17 protein-coding genes are annotated in these 19,210 nt (G+C 77.6%); 8 read left to right on the top strand and 9 right to left on the bottom strand.

All coding sequences use genetic code 11. The annotated features are described in order from the left end of the window. The first annotated feature begins 33 nt into the window (after window positions 1–33). Both ACI79O_RS11055 and ACI79O_RS11050 read left to right on the top strand, forming a co-directional pair. Complete coding sequence (locus ACI79O_RS11055) at window positions 34–2,661, top strand: CHAT domain-containing protein (RefSeq protein ID WP_456914143.1); 2,628 nt, start codon at window positions 34–36, stop codon at window positions 2,659–2,661. A gap of 134 nt (window positions 2,662–2,795) precedes the next feature. Then, on the top strand, window positions 2,796–3,245 hold the full coding sequence (locus tag ACI79O_RS11050; protein ID WP_456876695.1) for a hypothetical protein: 450 nt from the start codon (window positions 2,796–2,798) through the stop codon (window positions 3,243–3,245). 16 nt (window positions 3,246–3,261) lie between these two features. Here ACI79O_RS11050 and ACI79O_RS11045 read toward each other — a convergent pair whose 3' ends face one another. The 3 genes from ACI79O_RS11045 to ACI79O_RS11035 all read right to left on the bottom strand — a co-directional run bounded on the left by ACI79O_RS11045 (window position 3,262) and on the right by ACI79O_RS11035 (window position 4,808). Further along, on the bottom strand, window positions 3,262–3,831 hold the full coding sequence (locus ACI79O_RS11045; protein ID WP_456876694.1) for an RNA polymerase sigma factor: 570 nt from the start codon (window positions 3,829–3,831) through the stop codon (window positions 3,262–3,264). 84 nt (window positions 3,832–3,915) lie between these two features. Continuing rightward, complete coding sequence (locus ACI79O_RS11040) at window positions 3,916–4,482, bottom strand: TetR/AcrR family transcriptional regulator (protein WP_456889460.1); 567 nt, start codon at window positions 4,480–4,482, stop codon at window positions 3,916–3,918. Beyond that, window positions 4,482–4,808 (bottom strand): DMT family transporter, encoded by a 327-nt coding sequence (locus tag ACI79O_RS11035; RefSeq protein ID WP_456889463.1) that lies wholly within the window; start codon window positions 4,806–4,808, stop codon window positions 4,482–4,484. Before ACI79O_RS11035 ends, ACI79O_RS11040 begins: the two co-directional genes overlap by 1 nt. Before the next feature lie 153 nt (window positions 4,809–4,961). On the opposite strand from ACI79O_RS11035, the gene ACI79O_RS11030 reads away from it, so the two are divergent. The 3 genes from ACI79O_RS11030 to ACI79O_RS11020 are packed head-to-tail and all read left to right on the top strand — an operon-like array spanning window position 4,962 to window position 9,401. Further along, the gene (locus ACI79O_RS11030; protein WP_456914142.1) at window positions 4,962–7,418 is read left to right on the top strand and encodes a phosphoketolase family protein; all 2,457 of its coding nucleotides are present in this window, start codon (window positions 4,962–4,964) and stop codon (window positions 7,416–7,418) included. 47 nt (window positions 7,419–7,465) lie between these two features. Then, a complete protein-coding gene (locus ACI79O_RS11025; RefSeq protein ID WP_456914141.1) occupies window positions 7,466–8,335 on the top strand; it encodes a patatin-like phospholipase family protein in 870 nt (289 codons plus the stop codon). 1 nt (window position 8,336) lies between these two features. Further along, on the top strand, window positions 8,337–9,401 hold the full coding sequence (locus ACI79O_RS11020; RefSeq protein ID WP_456889471.1) for a lysophospholipid acyltransferase family protein: 1,065 nt from the start codon (window positions 8,337–8,339) through the stop codon (window positions 9,399–9,401). Here the strand turns inward: ACI79O_RS11020 and ACI79O_RS11015 are convergent. Together ACI79O_RS11015 and ACI79O_RS11010 are read right to left on the bottom strand one after the other, a co-directional pair. After that, on the bottom strand, window positions 9,398–10,075 hold the full coding sequence (locus ACI79O_RS11015; protein ID WP_456876688.1) for a response regulator: 678 nt from the start codon (window positions 10,073–10,075) through the stop codon (window positions 9,398–9,400). The two genes, ACI79O_RS11020 and ACI79O_RS11015, sit on opposite strands and share 4 nt — an antisense overlap. Beyond that, window positions 10,072–11,175, bottom strand: a complete 1,104-nt coding sequence (locus tag ACI79O_RS11010) for a sensor histidine kinase (protein ID WP_456914140.1) — start codon at window positions 11,173–11,175, stop codon at window positions 10,072–10,074. Before ACI79O_RS11010 ends, ACI79O_RS11015 begins: the two co-directional genes overlap by 4 nt. 282 nt (window positions 11,176–11,457) lie before the next feature. On the opposite strand from ACI79O_RS11010, the gene ACI79O_RS11005 reads away from it, so the two are divergent. Beyond that, complete coding sequence (locus tag ACI79O_RS11005) at window positions 11,458–12,210, top strand: hypothetical protein (protein WP_456889475.1); 753 nt, start codon at window positions 11,458–11,460, stop codon at window positions 12,208–12,210. 100 nt (window positions 12,211–12,310) lie between these two features. Here ACI79O_RS11005 and ACI79O_RS11000 read toward each other — a convergent pair whose 3' ends face one another. After that, window positions 12,311–13,510 (bottom strand): AfsR/SARP family transcriptional regulator, encoded by a 1,200-nt coding sequence (locus ACI79O_RS11000; RefSeq protein WP_456914139.1) that lies wholly within the window; start codon window positions 13,508–13,510, stop codon window positions 12,311–12,313. Window positions 13,511–14,013: 503 nt separating this feature from the next. Here ACI79O_RS11000 and ACI79O_RS10995 point away from each other — a divergent pair. Beyond that, window positions 14,014–15,609, top strand: a complete 1,596-nt coding sequence (locus ACI79O_RS10995; protein ID WP_456914138.1) for a polysaccharide deacetylase family protein — start codon at window positions 14,014–14,016, stop codon at window positions 15,607–15,609. A gap of 140 nt (window positions 15,610–15,749) precedes the next feature. Here ACI79O_RS10995 and ACI79O_RS10990 read toward each other — a convergent pair whose 3' ends face one another. Together ACI79O_RS10990 and ACI79O_RS10985 are read right to left on the bottom strand one after the other, a co-directional pair. Next, window positions 15,750–15,953 (bottom strand): hypothetical protein, encoded by a 204-nt coding sequence (locus ACI79O_RS10990; protein ID WP_456889481.1) that lies wholly within the window; start codon window positions 15,951–15,953, stop codon window positions 15,750–15,752. Then, complete coding sequence (locus tag ACI79O_RS10985) at window positions 15,950–17,233, bottom strand: glycerophosphodiester phosphodiesterase (RefSeq protein WP_456914137.1); 1,284 nt, start codon at window positions 17,231–17,233, stop codon at window positions 15,950–15,952. Before ACI79O_RS10985 ends, ACI79O_RS10990 begins: the two co-directional genes overlap by 4 nt. A 60-nt stretch (window positions 17,234–17,293) precedes the next feature. Here ACI79O_RS10985 and ACI79O_RS10980 point away from each other — a divergent pair, with 60 nt between their 5' ends. Beyond that, on the top strand, window positions 17,294–18,013 hold the full coding sequence (locus tag ACI79O_RS10980; RefSeq protein ID WP_456914136.1) for an SGNH/GDSL hydrolase family protein: 720 nt from the start codon (window positions 17,294–17,296) through the stop codon (window positions 18,011–18,013). A 42-nt stretch (window positions 18,014–18,055) separates the two neighbouring features. Here ACI79O_RS10980 and ACI79O_RS10975 read toward each other — a convergent pair whose 3' ends face one another. Next, entirely contained in the window at window positions 18,056–19,159 is a 1,104-nt protein-coding gene (locus tag ACI79O_RS10975) for a transglycosylase domain-containing protein (protein ID WP_456889489.1), read from the bottom strand. Window positions 19,160–19,210 lie beyond the last annotated feature (51 nt).

Genomic DNA, 19,210 nt, shown 5'->3' with positions numbered 1-19,210 from the left:
TCGTCGCGCCGGGTCCGGGGCAGAATCGTCCCGGTGACCGGCGTCACACGGGAAGAGCTCCGCGGCTCGCTCCTGATACGCGCCCAGGAGGCCTACGACGGGGTCGTCGGGGACCCCCGGCGCTTCGACCGGGCCGCGGCCGACGTCGTCGAGGCCGCCCGCCGCGCCCTCGACACCGAGGCGCTGGTGGTCGGCCTGCGGGCGGTGGCCTGGTCGGCCCGGGCCCGGCGGGAGAACCGGCGCGCCCTGCGGCTGCTCGACGAGGCGCTCCGGCTGGCGCGGCGCGCCGGGCTGACCGCCCGGGTCGCGGAGCTCCTCGTCACCCGGGCGGCGGTCGTGCTCGAGCTCGGGCAGGTCGCCGTCGCGCTCCGCGACCTCGACCGGGCGGTCCCCGGCGAGGGCCGGCCGCCGCCCGAGGCCGACTTCATGCGCGCGGTGCTGCTGCACAACCTCGGCCGGCTGGAGCCCGCGGCGGCGTCCTACCGCCGGGTGGTCGCCGACCCCGCGGCGACCCTGGACAACCGCGGCAGCGCGGCGAACAACCTCGCCCTGGTCGCCGCCTCCCGGGGCCGGTTCGACGAGAGCCTGCGGCACCTCGACCGCGCCGAGGAGCTGGCCGCCGGCATCGGGCCGTCGATGTACGCGTTCGTCGCGCACAACCGCGGCCTGGTCCTCGCGCAGAGCGGACGGCTGGCCGAGGGGCTGGGCCAGCTCGACCGGGCCACCGAGCTGTTCACCCGGACCGGCGTGCCACTGGGCGAGTACCACATGGAGTACGCCGACGTCCTGGCCGAGCTGCGGCTGCTGCCGGAGGCGCGCGAGCTGGCCGGCCGCGCCGCCGCCGACCTCGAGGCCCAGGGCGTGCTGCTCCTCGCCGCGGAGGCGCGGCTGACCGTGGCGCAGACCGCGCTGCTGGCCGGGGACGCCGCGGCGGCGCGGACGGCGGCCGACGAGGCCGGGCGGCTGTTCCGCCGGCAGCGCCGGACGGCCTGGGCCGCGCGGGCCACCGTCCTGGCCGCCGAGGCCGCCGCCCTCGACGGCAGCGCCGACCTGCCGCTGCTGCGGCGCGCGGCGCGGGCGGCCGGGTTCCTCGACCGGTCGGGCATGCCGTCGGCCGCCGCGGCCGCGCACCTGGCCGCCGGCCGGCTGGCCGCCGACCTCGGGCGCCCCCGCGTCGCGCGGCGCTGCCTCGGGGTGGCGCGCGACCGCAGCCGGCGGGGGCCGGTGCTGCTGCGCCTGCGCGGGCACCTCGCCGCCGCGTCGGCGGCGCGGCTCGCCGGTGACGACGACGCGGTGCTGCGGCAGTGCCGCGCCGGGCTCGCCGACCTGGCCCGGCACCGCGCCGCGCTGGGCTCCACGGAGCTGCGGGCGCTGGCCTCCGGGCACGGGGTCGAGCTCGGGCGCCTCGGACTGGAGACGCTGCTGTCGACCGGCTCCCCGCTGCGGGTGCTGGGCTGGATGGAGCAGACCCGCGCCGCCGCGCTGCTCGCCGTCGAGCCCCCGGTGCCCGACGGGCTGCAGGACGAGCTCGCCGAGCTCCGGCTGGTGCACGCCGAGCTCGCACAGGCGCTGCGCGACACCGGCGAGGAACCGGCCGAGCTGCGCGCCCGCCAGACCGCGGCGGAGGCCCGGCTGCGGCGCGCCACCTGGCACCGGTCGGGGTCCGCGCCGGCCCGGGCGCCGGTCTGCACGCCCGGCGAGCTGCGCCGGCGCCTCGACGGGCGCGCCCTGGCGTCGTTCGCCACGGTCGGCGACGAGCTGGTCGCCGTCGTCCTGCACGCCGGAGACAGCCGCCTGGTCCGGCTGGGCCCGGTCGCGCCGGTGCGGGCCGAGGGCGACAGCCTGCTGTTCGCCCTGCGCCGGCTGGTGCGCCCGGGCCGGGCCGCCGCGGTCGCGGCCGCGCGGGCCGCCGCCGAGCAGGGGCTGCGCCGGCTCGCGGACCTGCTGCTGCACCCGCTCGGGGTGCCCGCGGACGTCCCGCTGGTCGTCGTGCCCGACGGCCGGACCCGCCGCGTGCCGTGGCCGGCGCTGCACCGCGCACCGGTGTCGACCGCGCCGTCGGCCGCGCTGTGGGCACGCACCGCCGCCGACGTGACCCGGCCCGCCGGCCGGGTGGTGCTGGTGGCCGGGCCGCGGCTGCCCGGCGCGGTCGCCGAGGTCGAGGCGGTGCGCTCCTGCCACCCGGCCCCGGACGTCCTGACCGGCGAGGCGGCGACGGTGGCCGCGACCACCGCCGCCCTCGCCGGCGCCGGCCTCGCCCACCTCGCCTGCCACGGCCGGCTCCGGTCGGACAACCCGTCGTTCTCCGCCCTCGAGCTCGCCGACGGCCAGCTCACCGTGCACGAGCTCGACCGCCGGGGCATCGCGCCGAGGCGGGTCGTGCTCGCCGCGTGCGACTCCGCCGCCGACGTGACGTACGCGGGCGACGAGCTGCTGGGGTTCGTCAGCGCCCTGCTGGCGCGGGGGGCGAGCGGGGTGCTGGCGAGCGCGGTCGCCGTCGGCGACGTCGAGTCCGTCGACCTCATGCGCCAGGTGCACCGCGGGCTGGCCGCCGGCCGGACCGTCGCCGACGCGCTGCACGCCGCCCGCGACCGGCTCGACACCACCGACCCGCGTCAGTTCGTCCACTGGTGCGCCTTCGGCGCCTACGGGGCGGGCTGACCCGGCCGGGCGGGGTATCAGGAGCGCCGCGGGCGCCTCTGGTGGAGGAGCGGCACGGTCCGGACGGCGCGCTGGCACTCGCCCGGATCGCGGGGCACCATGCCGGTGCGGCCTCGTGAGGGGAGGTGGTGGGGATGACGGTGCCCGGACCGGGGGACGACGAGCTGCTCGACCAGCTGCGCGCCGCGGTGCGCGGGGCCGGCACCCCGCCGCCGGGGATGGCCGCAGCCGGCCGCGCCGCGTTCTCGTGGCGGACGCTCGACGCCGAGCTCGCCGCGCTGACCGCCGACTCGCTCCTGGACCGCCCGTCGGGAGTGCGCGGGGGTGCCGGCGGCCCGCGGGACCTGGTCTTCGAGGGCCGGGAGCTGTCGGTGGAGGTGGCGCGCGACGCCGACTGCCTGGTCGGCCAGCTGGTGCCGGCCACCCCCGGGCAGGTGTCCCTGCTGCGCCCCGACGGCGAGGTCGACCGCACCGACGCCGACGAGTTCGGCCGGTTCCGGTTCGACCGGGCGGTGTCGGGGCCGGCCCGGTTGCGCTGCACCACGCCCGCGGGCGTCCTGGTCACCGACTGGGTGCGCTTCTGAGCCCCACTCCGCGGGCTCACACCTCCAGCAGCGCCTGCACCGCCCGGTGGGTGCGGATCCGCGCGATCGCCCGGGCCCGGGTCGGGCCGATGCTGCCGATCGGCATGCCGAGGCGCCGGCCGATCTCCTCGTAGGGCAGCGGCGGGTCCTCGATGAGCAGCAGCAGGAGGGCCCGCTGCCGGTCGGGCAGCTCGGCGAGTGCGGCGAGCAGGGCCTCGTGCCGCTCGCCCTCGAGCAGCTCGGCGTCCGGGCCGGGGGTGTCGTCGTCCGGCCGGCCCCGCTCGTCGAGGTCGGCGGAGGGGATCACGCAGCGGCCGCCGTTGAGGTGGTGGCACTCGTGGCGGGTCGTGGTGGCGATCCACCCGGGCAGCGCCCGCGGCTCCCGGATGGCCCCGAGGTGCTCGACCAGGCGCAGCCACACCGTCTGGGCGACGTCCTGGGCCTCGGCGTCCTGCAGGCGGTGCCGGCGCACGATCGACAGGACGAGGGGGAGGAACCGCTCGACGAGGCGGTCCCAGGCGGCGGCGTCGCCGGCCAGCGCCCGGGCGACCAGCGTGGCGACGGCGTCCTCGGCCTCGGGCTCCACGGACCGCCCCCTCACCTCCCGGGTGCTGCGGAGACCCCAGCGTAGTGACGGGACTCGCGTCGGCGCGCGCGATCAGGCGAGGGATCAGGCCAGGGCGCGGGCGACGGCGTCCTCGGCCCGCCGGCGCGCCGACCCGTCGCCCTCGACGAGCGCCGAGACCGCCGAGCCGTCGACCAGCGCGACCAGCGTGGCGACGTCGGCGCCCCGCCGGCCGCACCGGTCGAGCAGGTCGGTGAGCTGGGCGTCGATGGCCGCGCGCGCCTCCCGGAGCAGCGGGCGCAGGCCCGGGTGGCGGCCGCAGGCCAGGAACCGCTCGTAGAGGGCCAGCAGCTCCGTGTCCCCCCGCCGCCCGCCGAGCACGACGTCGACGACGTGGCGGGCGGTGGCCGCGGCCGACCGGGGCCGGCGGGGGAGGGCGGCGACCAGCGCCTGCGCTCGATCCCGCTCCTCCCGCAGCAGGTGCTCGACCGCGGCGGCCCGCAGCTCGTCGATGCCCGGGAAGTAGTACGTGGTGACGCCGAGCGGGATGCCGGACCCGGCGACGACGGCACGGTGGGTGAGCGGGTCGGGCCCCCCGGCGGCCACCAGCCGGGCCGCCGCCTCGACGACGGCGGCCCGCCGGGCCTCGCCCTTGGCCGTCAGCCGCGTCATCAGTGCGCCGCCGACGACGCCAGCTGCAGCGCGACCACCCCGGCCAGGATGAGCACGATCGCGACGATCCGCAGCACCGTGACCGGGTCGCCGAACGCCAGCATCCCGACGACGGCGGTCCCGCCCGCGCCGATGCCGGTCCAGACGGCGTACGCGGTGCCCACGGGCAGCGTGCGCAGCGCCAGGGAGAGCAGCGCGAAGCTGGCCACGGCGCAGACGACGAAGGAGACCGACCACCACAGCCGGCTGAAGTTCTCCGACTGCTTGAGCGAGATGGCGAACGCCGTCTCGAACAGGCCGGCGACGACGATCAGGACCCAGGCCACGACAGGCTCCTCAGAACGGTACGGACGTACGAGAAGAACCGTACACGAGTACGGTTGTCCTGGCCCGTGGTACCGGGACGGTCGCGTCCGTCCGCCGCATCCCCCAGGCTGGGGACGTCAGCCGCGACGAGAGGCCCCGAGAGGACGACGCCGGTGACCGACACCAGGACGCGCGAGGAGACGACCGCGCAGGGCAGCCCAGACCCCGCCGGCCCGCTGGGCCCCGAGGAGCTCGACCGCATCCACGCCTGGTGGCGCGCGGCCAACTACCTCTCGGTCGGCCAGATCTACCTCATGGACAACCCGCTGCTGCGCGAGCCGCTGCGCCCGGAGCACGTCAAGCCGCGGCTGCTGGGCCACTGGGGCACGACGCCGGGACTGAACTTCGTCTACGCCCACCTCAACCGGGCGATCGCCGCCCGGGACCTCGACTGCATGTACGTGATGGGCCCCGGGCACGGCGGGCCGGGCCCGGTCGCCGCGGCGTGGCTGGAGGGCACCTACAGCGAGGTCTACCCGGACGTCTCGCAGGACGCGCCCGGGATGAAGCGGCTGTTCACGCAGTTCAGCTTCCCCGGCGGGATCCCCAGCCACGTCGCACCGGAGACCCCCGGCTCCATCCACGAGGGCGGCGAGCTCGGCTATGCCCTGGTGCACGCCTACGGCGCCGCCTTCGACAACCCCGACCTGGTGGTCGCGGCCGTCGTCGGCGACGGCGAGGCCGAGACCGGGCCGCTGGCCGCCAGTTGGCACACCACCAAGTTCGTCGACCCGGCGCGTGACGGCGCCGTGCTGCCCATCCTGCACCTCAACGGCTACAAGATCGCCAACCCGACGGTGCTGGCCCGCATCGAGCACGACGAGCTCACCGACCTGCTGCGCGGCTACGGGCACACGCCGTACGTGGTCGAGGGCGACGACCCCGCGGTGATGCACCAGCAGTTCGCCGCCGTCCTCGACCGCTGCCTCGACGAGATCGCCGAGATCCAGCGCCGGGCCCGGCAGGACGGCGTCACGGAGCGGCCGCGCTGGCCGGTGATCGTGCTGCGCTCGCCGAAGGGCTGGACCGGCCCGGCCGAGGTCGACGGGCACCGGGTCGAGGGCTCGTGGCGCTCCCACCAGGTGCCCTTCGCCAACGCCCGCGAGGACGAGGGCCACCGGCGGGTCCTCGAGCAGTGGCTGCGCAGCTACCGCCCCGAGGAGCTCTTCGACGACGACGGCGCGCCCGTGCCGGCCGTGCGCGACCTGCACCCCGAGGGCCCGCGGCGGATGAGCGCCAACCCGCACAGCAACGGCGGCCTGCTCCTGCGGCCGCTGCGGCTGCCCGACTTCGCCGACTACGCCGTGCCCGTGCCCGAGCCCGGCACCGGCGCCGTGGAGGCCACCCGGGTGCTCGGGGAGTTCCTGCGCGACGTCATGCGCCGCAACCCCGAGACCTTCCGCGTCTTCGCCCCCGACGAGAACAACTCCAACCGGCTCAGCGCCGTCCTGGAGGCCACCGACCGGACGTGGGTGGCGCGGCGCGAGCCCGACGACGACCACCTCGCCCCCGACGGCCGGGTCATGGAGGTGCTCTCCGAGCACCTGTGCCAGGGCTGGCTGGAGGGCTACCTGCTCACCGGCCGGCACGGCTTCTTCTCCTGCTACGAGGCCTTCATCCACGTCGTCGACTCGATGTTCAACCAGCACGCCAAGTGGCTGAAGACCACCAACGGCATCCCCTGGCGGCGGCCGATCGCCTCGTTGAACTACCTGCTCACCTCGCACGTCTGGCGCCAGGACCACAACGGCTTCTCGCACCAGGACCCCGGCTTCATCGACCACGTGGTCAACAAGAAGGCCGACGTCATCCGGGTCTACCTGCCGCCGGACGCGAACACGCTGCTGTCGGTGGCCGACCACTGCCTGCGCACCCGGCAGTACGTCAACGTCATCGTGGCGGGCAAGCAGCCCGCGCTGCAGTACCTGGACATGGACCGGGCGGTGGAGCACTGCACCAAGGGCATCGGCATCTGGGAGTGGGCCAGCACCGACGGCGGCGCCGAGCCCGACGTCGTGCTCGGCTGCGCGGGGGACGTGCCGACCATGGAGACCCTGGCGGCCGCCGAGATCCTCCGGGGCGCCTTCCCCGACCTGCGGGTCCGCGTGGTCAACGTCGTCGACCTGATGCGGTTGCAGGACGACCGCGAGCACCCGCACGGGCTCTCCGACGCCGAGTTCGACTCGTACTTCACCACCGACAAGCCGGTCGTGTTCGCCTACCACGGCTACCCGTGGCTGATCCACCGGCTGACCTACCGCCGGGCCAACCACGAGAACCTGCACGTGCGCGGGTACGTGGAGGAGGGCACCACCACCACGCCGTTCGACATGTGCGTCGTCAACGGCATCGACCGCTACGACCTCGCCATCGCCGTCATCGACCGGGTGCCCCGGCTGCGGGCCCGCGGCGCCCACCTGCGCGACCGGCTCACCAACCAGCTCATCGAGCACCGCCGCTACATCCGCACCCACGGGGAGGACCTGCCCGAGATCCGCGACTGGCAGTGGGGCTCGGGCGCGGGCCCGGTGGTGGTCGGCGGCGGTCCGCTGCACGAGCCGGAGAACTGACCGCGGGCGGGCGCTCCGCCGCGGAGGGCGGCTGGCACGATGCGGGCATGGCGGACCCAGGGGGCCCGGCCGGACGCGGCGGGACGGCGTTCGTCCTCGGCGGCGGGGGAGTGCTCGGCGCGGCCGAGGTCGGGATGCTGCAGGCCCTCTTCGAGCGCGGCGTCCGCCCGGACCTGGTCGTGGGGACGTCGGTGGGAGCGATCAACGGGGCGTTCGTCGCCGCCGACCCCACGCCGGGGGCGGTCGAGCGGCTGCGCGGAGTCTGGGCGGAGCTGGCCTCGCGGCAGGTGTTCGCCGGGTCGGTGCTGCGCCGGGTCGGCACCCTGGTGCGCACCCGCACGCACCTGCACCCCCGCGAGCCGCTGCGCGACCTGCTCGAGGCGCACCTGCCGGTGCGGGCCTTCGCCGGGCTGCGCGTCCCGTTCCACTGCGTCGCGGCCAGCATCGAGCAGGCCGCCGAGCACTGGTTCACCGACGGCGACCTGGTCGCCGCGGTGCTCGCCTCGTGCGCCGTCCCCGGGCTGCTGCCGGCGGTGGAGATCGACGGGGAGCACTACCTCGACGGCGGGCTGGTGCACAGCATCCCGGTCGGCCGGGCGGTCGCGCTGGGCGCCGACACCGTCTACGTGCTGCAGGTCGGCCGGATCGACCGTCCGCTGACCCCGCCGACGCGGCCCTGGGAGGTCGCCACGGTCGCCTTCGAGATCGCCCGCCGGCACCGGTACGCCGCCGACCTCGCCGCGCTCCCGCCGGGGGTCACGGTGCACGTGCTGCCCGCGGGGGACCCGGCCCCGCCGGGCGCGGCCAACCTGCGCTACCGCGACTTCTCCGGCGTCGCCGCGCGCATCGACCAGGCCCGCGACGCCGCCGCCGAGCACCTCGACCGGATCGCCGCGGGCCCGGGCGGGGTGGTCTGAGGTGCTGCCCTCCCGCCGGGTGCGCCGGGTCACCGGCCCGCTGCTGCTCGCGGCGCTGGCCGCCGGCGTCGTCCTGCTGCCGGTGCTGCTGGTGCTGGCCCTGGTCGTCTCGGTGTTCCTGCCGGGCCGCCTGCGGGCGCTGCGGCTGCTGGCCTTCGGCCTGGTGTACCTGGCGCTGGAGGTGGCCGGCCAGGCGGTCGCGGCACTGCTGTGGGTGGCCGGGGGATTCGGCCGCCGGCTGCACGCACCCCGGGTCCAGGCGGCGCACTACACCGCGCTGCGGCTGGCGCTCGACGGCCTCATGCGGGCGGCGCAGCGGCTGTTCGCCCTGCGGCTGGTCACCGACGGCGAGTCCTGGTCGCCGCTGGACGACGGGGTGCCCGGCTCCACCAACGCGATGGTGGTGCTGTCGCGGCACGCCGGCCCGGGGGACTCGTTCCTGCTCGTGCACACGCTGATGAACCGCGACCACCTGCGCCGGCCGCGGATCGTGCTCAAGGACGTGCTGCAGCTGGACCCGCTGATCGACGTCTACCTCAACCGGCTGCCCAACCACTTCGTCTCCGCGGGCGCGGGCGGCGCGGGCTCCGAGACGGCGATCGCCGACCTCGCCCGCGACCTGGGCGAGGAGGACGCGCTGCTGATCTTCCCGGAGGGCGCGAACTTCACCCCGCAGCGCAAGGTCCGGGCGCTGCAGCGGCTGCGCGACCGCGGGCTGCTGGCGGCGGTGCAGCGCGCCGAGGGGATGCGGCACCTGCTCCCGCCGCGCCCGGGCGGGGTGGTGGCGGCGCTGCAGGCGGCCCCGCACGCCGACGTCGTGCTGGTGGCGCACACCGGGCTGGAGCACCTGAGCACGGTGCGGGACGTGTGGCGGGGCCTGCCCATGGACAAGACGCTGCACCTGCGGTGGTGGTTCATCCCCGCCGCCGAGGTGCCCCGCGAGGAGGCGGAGCTGACCGACTGGCTCTACCACTGGTGGGAGACCATCGACGACTGGATCACCACCACGTCGGCCGCCACCCGGCAGGAGGAGGCGGCCGGCCGGGCCGGCGCCCAGCCGGCCTAGCGCGGCGCGTCGCGGTCGCGGGCGGGGGTGCCGGCGAAGCCGGTGCGGTGGGCCCACACGACCGCCTGCGTGCGGTCCCGCACGCCGAGCTTGGCCAGGATCGACTTGACGTGCGTCTTGACCGTCTCGGGGGAGAGCCACACGACCCGGGCGATCTCGGCGTTGGAGAGCCCGTCGGCGAGGGCGCGCAGCACGTCGGCCTCCCGGTCGGTGAGGTGCGCCGCCCGCCGCAGCTGCTCCCGGTCGGGCGCCCGCCGGGCGGCGTAGGCCGCCAGCAGCCGCCGGGTCACGGCCGGGGCGACCAGGGCGTCACCGGCCACCACCGTCCGGATGCCGTCGATGAGCTGCTCCGGGGTGGCCCGCTTGAGCAGGAAGCCGTCCGCGCCCGCGTCCAGCGCGTCGTCGACGACCTCGTCCAGGTCGAAGGTGGTGAGCACCAGCACCCGGGGCCGCCGCGGCCAGGACACGATCTCGCGGGTGGCGCGGACCCCGTCCAGCGCCGGCATCCGGACGTCCATGACCACCACGTCGGGGGCCAGCGCGCGGGCCCGCTCGACGGCCTGGCGCCCGTCGGCGGCCTCGCCCACAACGGTGATGTCCTCCTCGGCATCGAGCAGCGCCCGCAGGCCGCTGCGGACCAGGACGTCGTCGTCGGCGAGCAGGACCCGGATCACGAGGCCACCGTCGCGTCCACGGGCAGCACCGCGCGCACCCGGAAGCCGCCGGGGACCGGCACCGCCTCGAGCTCGCCGCCCTCCAGCCGGGCGCGCTCGCGCATGTTCACCAGCCCGTGTCCGGGCACCGGGTCGACCGGGCTGTCGCACTCGTTGAGCACCTCCACCAGCACCCGGGAGCCCGTCGTGCGGACCTCGACCCGGATCCGGCCGTCGGGGGTGTGGCGGACGGCGTTGGTCAGTGCCTCCTGCACGATGCGGTACACCGCGCGGGCCACCCCCGCGGGCAGCTCGGCGCCGTCGGTGCGCAGCTCCACCGACCGCCCGGTCGCCCGGACGCGGCCCACCATCTCCTCGAGGTCGGTCGTCGTCGGCGCGAACGGGTCGGCCGCGCCCTCGTCGGGCTGCAGCACGCGCAGCAGGCGGCTGAGCTCGTCGAGCGCCGCCCGCCCCGCCGTCTCGATCGAGGTCAGCGCCTCCTGCGCGTAGGTGGGGTTGTCGGCGAACACGCGGCGGCCCACCCCCGCCTGCAGGACCATGACGTTGACCGTGTGGCCCAGCGAGTCGTGCAGCTCGCGGGCCAGCCGCCCCCGCTCCTGCATCAGCAGCCGCTCCGCCTCGAGGGCCTCCCGGCGGCTCTCGGCGGCCCGGGCGGCCTCGGCCGCCACGGCGCGGGTGCGCCGGCTGCTCAGCGCCCCGGCGACCGTCGCGACGAGGAAGCTGGCGACGATCGAGGGGAGCGCCGAGACGGGGTCGCCGTGGTCGAGGGCCACGAACCCGGCGACGCCCAGCGCGGCGACGGCGGTGGCCGCGATCCGCAGGCGGGTGCCGCCGACGGCGAAGCAGGTGAAGAGGGCGAACCAGGCCGGCCAGGCGAGCAGGTCGATCGGCGACCCGGCCGCCGCCGTCACGACGATGGCCGCGCTGGCCCCGGCCTGGGCGAGCAGCGGCGCGGTCTGGCGGCAGACCAGCGCCAGGGGTCCGGCGGCCGCGGCGACGAGCGTGACCGCGTCGCGCGGCTCGTAGGGGGCCTCGGCCGGCACGGCCAGCGCGAGACCGACCGAGGCCACCGCCAGGACGACGGCCAGCGCCACGTCCACGCGGGCGGGGGCCCACCGCGCGGGCCGGCGGGGTGCGGTCGGGGACGCCGAGGGCGACACGTCCCATCGTGCCGCCGGGGAGGGTCGCGAGGCGACACCCTCGTGAGTCGCCCGCCTCCCTCGCGCGAGGGAGGAGCGCCGTCCGGCGGGGTGGCGCCGGGCCGGGGCGGACCACCCGGCCGAGGGCCGGGGACCCACCGCTCGGGGCTCCTCGCGGGGGGTGGCCGGGGCGCAGGGTCGACCCGCACGCAGCCCGACCCGTCCCCACCCCCGGAGGTCCCCGTGTCCACCACCGCCCGCACCCCCGCACCCGGATGGCCCGCGCCGCAGGCGTGGCCGCCTCCGCCACCCTGGCCGGTGCGCCCGCGCCGGACGCGCGCCCGCCGCGTCCTCGCCCTCGTGCTCGGCGTCCTGCTCCTGCTGCCCGGCGTGGCCCTGCTCGTCGGGGGAGGAGCGCTGGTGTGGGCGCACGGCCAGGAGCGCTCCGACGGCTTCGTGTCCTCGCCGGAGGAGGCGTTCACCAGTACCGGGCACGCTCTGGTCAGCGACCGCATCGACCTCGCCGCCGGGCCACGGTGGCTGCCGCTGCCCGAGACCCTCGGCACGGCGCGCGTCGAGGTGACCGGCACGGGCTCCCGCGACGTCTTCGTCGGCATCGCGACGGCGGCGGACGCGGCGGCCTACCTCGGCGACGTCCGGCGGACCCACGTCGACGGCCTGGGCTTCGGCGGACCCGCGGACGGCGACGACGACCTGCCCGGAGGGGAGCCGCCGGGGCCGCCCACCGCGCAGGACTTCTGGATCGCGGAGGCCACCGGCCGCGACGGCGTCGAGGTCACGTGGGACCCGGCGGACGGCGACTGGGTGTTCGTCGTGATGAACGCCGACGGCGGACCGGGCGTCTACGTCGACGCGCGCATCGGGGTCGAGGCGCCGGCCCTCGGCGGCATCGGCTGGGCGTCGCTCGGCGCCGGCGCGCTGCTCACCACCGTCGCCGTGGTCCTGGTGCGGCCGCGTCGCCGCCCGGCGGGCTGACCGCGGGCACGGAAACGGCAGCGAGGAGGTCCCGCGGTCCCGGACCGCGGGACCTCCGGCGTGCCGCCGGCCGGAGGGACGGGACGGGGAGCCCGTCGGGTCACCGTCGGGGACCGGACCACCACCGCGGCCGCGTCCCGGCAGGAGGCGGCCGCACGCCGGGCCGGGTGGGGCCACGGCGCGTGCCGGTGGGCGCGGCGGCGCCCGTCGTGCGCGGCGGACCCCGGTCGGACCGGTCGGCGGAGGAGCGCCGGTCGCGCGCGTGGCCACTCGGGGGCGGGTGCGTGGCGTCGTCACCGCCGGGCCGCGGCGGCGGGCGCAACGGCCCGGCGGGGTCGTCGTCGACCTCGGGCGGCTCGGCCGGCTCCTGCTGGAGGTCCGCGGGTGGTGCCGGCTGCGGCGGGTCGCCGTCCACCGGCTGCGGGCCGGCCTCGGCGGCCGGTGGTGCGGCGGCCGGTGGTGCGGCGGCCGGTGGTGCGGCGGCCGGTGGTGGGGACGGCGGCGCGGCCCGGCCGGTCCTCGCCGGGTCCCCGGCGAGGATGCGGCGCTGCAGCTCGCGCAGGTCGGGGCCGGGCTCCAGGCCCAGCTCGTCGAGGAACACCGCCCGGGCCTGCCGGTAGCTGCGCAGGGCCTCCTCCGGGCGCCCGAGGCGGTGCTGGGCCAGCATCCGCAGCGCCCACAGCCGTTCCCGCAGCGGCGCCTCGGCCAGGGGCGGTCCGAGCTCCAGCAGCGCCCGCTCCGGCGCGCCGCTGGCGAGGAGGGCCTCGGCCAGCACCTCGCGCGCCTGGTCGCGCACCTCCGTGAGGTGGGCGACGCCGGCGGTGGCCCACGGCGCGTCGGCGACGGTGGGGTAGGGGCGGCCGCGCCACAGGGCCAGCGCCTCCTCGGCGGCCCGGCAGGCCTCCTCCGCCCGGCCGGAGGACAGCAGTGTCCGCGCCTCGCCGGCCAGGCGGGTGAACCGCCGGGAGTCGACGGTCTCCGGGTCGACCACCAGCCGGTACCCGCCGGGCTCGCGGACCAGCACCTCCGACGGCACCCCCGGCGCACGGTCGGGCTCGAGCGCCCGGCGCAGCCGCCACACGTGCGAGTCCAGCGTCGACGACGAGCGGGCCGGGGACTCCTCGCCCCACACGGCCTGGGTCAGCGCGTCGACGCTGACGTGCCGGCCGGCGTGGACCAGCAGCAGCGACAGCGCCGCGGTGAGCCGCGCACCGCCCAGGGCGACCGGGACCCCCGCGCGCCGGACCTCGAGCGGGCCGAGGTCACGGAACGACAGCAGGGGGGAACTGGCTCCGCCCACGAACGTCCTCCTCGCGTGCTTCCCCCGTGCCCGCGATCCACGGTGACCGGATCCGGCTGCGCGACTGCGCCGCCGGGTCGACCGACCACCGTGCGTGACGACCCTGACGGGACAGTGCGTACCGCATCCCCGCCCGCGCCGGTAGGGGTTACGAGACGGAGAGGACCTGAACGGGTGGTCCCGTCCGGTGACCCGGCGCCGGGGGAGCGGGGCGACGGGGCCGGCCGACGACCCCCGGCGGTGGGCTCGCGGGCGGTCCCGCCGCGCCGTTGGAGCGGGATTGGAGCGGCTCCCCCGAGCGTGGTGCCGTCGGCCACCGGGTCGAGGGAGCGGAGCCGCGGAGGGAGACCGTCCTTGCACCAGCCTGCGGTGGCAGTGCCGCCACCTGCCGACCGGCGTCCTCCGTCCAGCCCCTCCTCCGAGCACTCCCGCCCTCCGGCGCGACCCGGCGCCGGAGGGCGGCCGGCCGCGCGATGGTGAGCCCCGGGCGGGCCGTGCCACTCGTGACCGCGGTGCTCCTGCTGGCTGCCTGCGGCGTCTACGGGCCGGACCGGGTGCTGACCGTGGGCGCGGAGGCCGTGGGCGCGGTCGCCGACGCCGAGGCCCAGGCCGACGCCGAGGCCCAGGCCGAGGCCGACGCCGGGCCGGCCGCCCCGGCCCGTGTCACGCCGCCCGCGGCGGTGGTCGCGCCGCCGCCGGCGCTGGACCCGGTCGCGGTCGCGGGGCTGGCCGTGCACGAGGCGGGCACCCGGACGCCCGAGGACCACCGGCAGGTCGCCACCGTGTCGGTGCCCGGTGTGCCGCCGCTCGACCGGGCGCTCGGCGACCTGGTCGCCGAGGGCGTGCAGCGGTACGAGGACCGGCTGGTCGCCGGCTCGTGGAACGAGCTGACGGTCGGGGTGACGCCCGTGCTCGCCACCGGCAGCGTCCTCGGGACCTCGGTCGCCGTGCGCACCCGGACCGGCGGCCTCCCCGCGGAGACCGCCACGACCGGCGTCTACGCCGACGTCGTGTCCGGGGCCGTCTGGACCTCGCCCGACCTGGTCGCCGATCCCGACCTCACCTTCGCCTGGTTCACCGACGCGGTCCGCCGGGCGGGCCTGGGGCACGAGCTGCTCGGCAGCGCGGCCGCGCTGGCGGACCTGCGCTTCGGCGCGGACGGGTCGGTCACCGCCGTGGTGGGGCTCGGCGACGGCCGGGCCGAGCCCTTCGGCGACGTCGCCGTGCGGTTCGCCCCCCACGTGGTCGAGGGCGTCCTCACCGACGCCGGCCGCGCGGTGCGGCAGGCGGCCGTCGCGGCCGCCCCCTTCACCGGCGTCCCGCCGGCGCCCGCTCCGGCAGCGGAGAGCCCGGCGCCGGAGAGCCCGGCGCCGCAACCCCCGGCGCCGGAGGTGCCGGCGCCGCAACCCCCGGCACCGCCGGTCCCGGCGCCCGAGGTCCCGGCGCCCGAGGTCCCGGCGCCCGCTCCGGCGTCACCGCCGCCCGGTCAGGCCGTCGACTGTGCCGTGCTGGCGTGCGTCGCGCTCACCTTCGACGACGGCCCCGGCCCCTACACCGCGCAGCTCCTGCGGGACCTGCGCGCGGCCGGCGCCCGCGCCACCTTCTTCGTCGTCGGGCAGGCCGCCGCCGCCGAGCCCGACCTCGTCCGGCAGGCGCTCGCCGACGGCCACGCCGTCGGCAACCACAGCTGGTCCCACCCGCGGCTGCCCGACGTCGGCGCCGCCGCGGTCGCCGCCCAGCTCGACCGGACCACCGCGGTGCTGGCCGACCTGGGCGTGACCACCGACCTGATGCGCCCTCCGTACGGGGCCACCGACGCCACGGTCGCGTCGGTGACGGCGCAGCGCGGCCTCGCCCAGATCGCGTGGGACGTCGACCCGCAGGACTGGCTGAACCGCGACGTCGCGACCACCACGCAGCGGGTCCTGGACGGCGTCCACCCCGGCGCGATCGTGCTGCTGCACGACATCCACCCGAGCACGGTGCAGGCGGTGCCCGGCATCGTCGACGCGCTGCGGGCGGCGGGCTACACGCTGGTGACGGTGCCGGAGCTGCTCGGGCCCGACCTGGAGCCCGGACGGGTGTACGTGCACCGGTGACCGGCTCGGCCTCGGCGCCCGGGCTGCCGGCCTCTCACACGTCGTCCACCCCTGGCCCGTCGTCGCCGGACTGGCGCTGCTCGCGGTCGCCTGCCGGCTGGCCGATCGCCGGACGGAGCCCGCCGCCCCGCCGGCGCGGCTCACCAGCTGCGGTCGGCGACGGCGGAGACGACGGCGGCCGCGCGGCTGGGGAACGGCCCGGCGGTGCGGCCGTCCGCGCGGCAGGTCCAGCGGTAGCCGTCGGCGGTCTCCTCGACCAGGTAGCCGTCCGGGTCGGCCGGGCCGTGGCCGGGGAGCCGCTCCGGGGGCGGGACGGGGAACGGGTCGGGGAACGGGTCGGTCACCGGACCTCCACGTGCTGGTAGCGGACCCCGGCCGACACGCTGCCGAGGTGCACGACGGGCACCGGCCGGACGGCGGCGTCGTCGACGGCCACGGTCGCACCCGTCGGGCCCACCCGGGCGACGAGCCGCGCGCCGGTGACGGTCACGGTGAGCGGGACGGGGTCGATGGCCGGCAGCGGCCCACCACCGGCTGCGGACGCCAGCGGCGTGGCGACGCCGTCGGCGACCCGGGAGACCTCCAGGCCGCCGTCGGCGCGCAGCAGGACGAGGTAGCCGTCGGCACCGGGCGAGGGACCCGGTGGCAGGTAGGGGGAGTCGTCGGTGGTCAGCAGGACCGACGCCCCGCACGGGCCGGGCCCGGGATGGCGCTCGACCAGCCGGAGGTCGAGGGAGAGCGTGAACGCGGCCGGGTCCGGCGGCGCCAGGAACCCCATCAGCGTGGACGTGGCCGCGCCGGGGGCGCCGCAGCCCCACGAGGCGTCGTCGGGGGAGAACCGGCCGCGGTCGGTGTCGGGCTGCATCCCCGGCAGCCAGACCCGGTGGGCGAACAGGTCCGTCGTGCGCCGTGCGGCGTCCCCGGCGAGGTACACCGGGTCGTCGGAGAAGAGCGCGTCGACGCCGGCCGCGACGAGGGCGTCCCGCTGGTACCGGCGGTCGACGGTGTGGCAGGCCACCTCGATGCCGGCCGCGTGCGCGCGCTCGCACAGCGCCGCGGTGACCTGGCGGGCCGCCGGCCCGATCCAGCCGATGCCCTCGGCGGCGGCCCGGTCGACGTCGGTGGTCCCGAGCCAGACGACGTCCCAGCCTCGCGAGCGGGCGAGCCGGCAGTCGGCGAGCGAGAAGGACTGCAGCAGCACCGACGACCGGCGGATGCCGCGCCGGTCGAGCGCCGCGATCACCGGCGCCATCGAGCCGGCGCCCTTGGCCTCGGGGCACAGCAGCACGCGGTCGCCGAACTCGGTGAGCACCTCGTCGAACAGCGGCGGGCGCAGTCCGTCGGGCCAGCCGCCGCCCAGGGTCGTCGAGGCGTCGACGTCGAGCTGCTTCCAGGACACCGAGGTGTGGTCGGCGACGTTCCCGCTGGAGGTGGTCATGCGGTCGACCGTGCCGTCGTGCATGACGCCGAGGCCTCCGTCGGCGAGCACGTGCACGTCCTGCTCGATGACCGGCAGGCCCTGGCCCACCGCGACGCGGTAGGCCTCCAGCGTGTGCTCGGGTGCCTGCAGCGCCCCGCCGCGGTGGGCGATGACGAACGGCCGGCGCAGGTCGGCGAAGTCCACGCGGAACCCTAGAGCGCCCGGCCGGAGGTGGCGCTCCGGACCAGCCCGCAGGATGGGGGCGTGACGACCGCCGCGCCGCCGTGCTACGCCGCCCTCGGCGACTCGATCTCGATCGACGAGTACGCCGGCGGTCCCGGCCGGGGCGGGGCGAGCCTGCTGTTCCGCAACCGCGACGACGACTTCCCCGACTGGCGCGGCCGCGACCTCCTGGGCCTGGACCCCACAACCGTCTTCGCCCTGCTCGCCACCGACGGGGCGACCACCGACACCCTGCTGCGCGCCCAGCTCCCCCGGCTGCGGGCGCTGCCGCACCGGCCCACCCTGGTCACCCTGACGATCGGCGGCAACGACCTGCTGGGCGCGTACGGCGACACCGACGCGGCCCGGGAGGTCGTCGCCCGCGTCGGGGCCGCCGTCGACGTCGCCCTGGACGGGATCACCGGCCTGCTGGCGCCCGGTGGCCGCGTCGTCGTCGGCACCGTCTACGACCCGAGCGACGGCACGGGCGACGCCGTCCGGCTGGGGTTGCCGCCCTGGCCGGACGCGGTCGGGGTGATCGGCGAGCTCAACCGGGTGCTGCGCGGCGCCGCCGAGCGGCACGGCGCCGCGGTGGCCGACGTCGCCGGGACCTTCACCGGTCACGGACTGTGCGCGGGGGACCCGACCCGGCCCGACGCCCGGCCCGCCGCGCGGGACCTGTGGTTCTGCAGCCTCATCGAGCCCAACGCCTGGGGAGCCGGGGGCGTCCGGGCGGCGTTCTGGACGGCGCTGCACGCGTGACCACGGGGGCACCGCGCGCAGCGCCCGGTGCCCGCCCGGTGCTCAGCCGGTGCCCTGCTCCGCGATCAGCTCGGCGACCTCCTCGGGCATCTCCGAGCAGTCGTCGTCGGTGTCGGGCTGGTCCTGCGCGAGGCCCTCGACGCCGGCGTCCTCGACGGGGGTGAAGCCCTTCTGCTCGATGTGCCGCGGCACCCGGTTCTGCGCGTTGACGACGTGCGACCGCGACAGCCAGCCGAGGCCGTCGGCCACGTCGAAGTCCAGCCCGCCGCCGGGCGCCCGTTGCACGTGTCCGGGGGAGGGCAGCAGCCCGACCAGCTGCACCGCCTGGTCGACGCTCAGCGTCGAGGGCGGGGTGTCGAAGTAGTACCAGCTGGCCGAGCAGATGCCGTAGACCTGCGGGCCGAGCTGGGCGTAGTTGACGTAGAGCTCGAGCATGCGGCGGTCGTCGACCACCAGCGCCAGCTCCGCCGACAGGCCGGCCTCGACCGCCTTGCGCCAGATGCTCATCGACTGGTTGAGGAAGAGGTTCTTGGCCACCTGCTGCGGGATGGTCGACCCCGAGGGGTCCTCCTCGCCGCGCAGTCGCGCCTCGGCCCGGCCGGAGAGCTCGTCCCAGGTGAACGCGCCGTCGCGGTAGGGCAGCGCCTGGTCCTCGTGCGCGATGACGGCGGCGAGGAAGTTGCGGGACACGTGCTCCACGGGCACCGACTGCTGGACGGCGCCCTGGTCGTTGGCCAGCATGAACGCCGTCGTCGGCGGGTCGACCCAGCGCAGCGACACCAGCACGAGCAGGTGCAGCACGAAGGCCACGACCAGGCCCCGGACGACGCGGCGCCGCACCCGGCGGCGCCGGAGGCGCCTGTCGGCGTCCGGCGGCGGGCGCTCGTCCCCGCGCCGCCGGGAGTCCGGACGGCCCCGTCCGGGCGGCGGCTGCGCTCCCGGCGGAGGCCCGGGCGGCGGCCACGCCCCCGGTGGCGGCGGCGCGCCCCACGGTGCGGGCGGAGGCGCCCCCGGGGCGCCGTACGGCGGCAGCGGCCCGTCCTCGGCGACCGGCCGGGGCGTGCGGCGGGTCGGCACCCGCTCGGTCCACGGCCGGACGGACGGGACGTCGTCGGGCGAGCGGCGGCGGCGCGACGCGAAGGGCATGCGGTGCTGTCCTCCCGGGACCGTGGGACCGGATCCCCAGGCTACGGTCCG

The organism is Geodermatophilus sp. SYSU D00696, from assembly GCF_054050235.1.
This window is presented reverse-complemented; position numbering and strand designations above follow the sequence as displayed.